This is a genomic window from Methylobacterium sp. B1 (assembly GCF_000333255.1).
Lineage (GTDB): Bacteria > Pseudomonadota > Alphaproteobacteria > Rhizobiales > Beijerinckiaceae > Methylobacterium > Methylobacterium fujisawaense.
Genome location: NZ_BACT01000102.1, coordinates 1 through 1,019, shown reverse-complemented (window position 1 = coordinate 1,019; position 1,019 = coordinate 1). Strand labels below are relative to the sequence as shown.

Here is a 1,019-nt window from a genome sequence, read left to right as displayed (position 1 = left end):
GCCTCGTCTTCTGCACCGGCACTTCCAGAATTTCCATCCCGGCCTGTCGGCGATCATCGTCCCGGGCGTGACGTTCGTGGCCATCGCCCGAGCCGTCGCCGAGACCTGCATCGTGCGCGCAGACGGCACGACGGTCGAGGCGTGGCTGGGGGAGCGGATCGCCCGTTATCGCGCACCGCGCGGGCCGCTCCTCCAGCAGCGCGTCGATGGCCGCTGGGTTCAGGTCAGCGAGCGCAAGATCAACGACGGCGGCGTCGTTGCCGTCTACACCGACGTGACCGAGATCAAGCGTGCCGAGCAGGCGCTCCGGGCGACGCAGGGCCGGCTGACCTACCTGCTGACCGCGTCACCGTCGATGATCTGCAGTTTCGAGGTGGGCGGCCGCAACGCGCCGACCTTCATCAGCGAGAATGTACGCGATCTCCTCGGCTACGAGCCCGGCGATTATCTGGCCGGACCGGAATTCTGGCTGGAGCGGCTGCACCCCGAAGACCGGGAGCGCGTCCTCGGCGAATTCCCGCATCTGCTCGATCAGGGTCACAACGTCATCGAATACCGGTTCCTGCACGCGAACGGCACCTATCGCTGGGTCCGGGACGAGCAGCGCCTCCTGCGCGATCCGAACGGTCGGCCCGTCGAGGTGGTCGAGTCGTGGAGCGACATCACGGAGCGCAAGGAAGCCGAGCTGGCGCTTCAGAAGCAGACCGCCTTCGTCGAGCTGCTCCAGGCGGCGGCCGCGGCCGCCAACGAGGCGCCGACGGTGGCGGAGGCCCTGCGCTTCTGTCTGGAACGCGTCGCCCACCATGCCGGCTGGCCCCTCGGCCACGCCTACACCCGCGCCGATGACGGAAGCCGGGCCCTCCTGCCGACGGGGATCTGGCATTGCGACACGCCAGAGGGGTTCGCCCAGTTGCGCGCGGCGACGGCCGGGACGCCGCTCGGTCCGGGAACCGGCCTCGGCGGTCGCGTCTTGCTCTCCGGGACTCCCGAATGGACCCTCGGCGATCCGACGCTGGCCG

The 1,019-nt window shown here is 69.7% G+C and carries 1 protein-coding gene; it reads left to right on the top strand.

Annotated elements, in window-relative coordinates:
• On the top strand, window positions 1-1,019 hold a 1,019-nt coding region (locus I53_RS02940; RefSeq protein WP_043346461.1), incomplete at both ends, for a PAS domain-containing protein.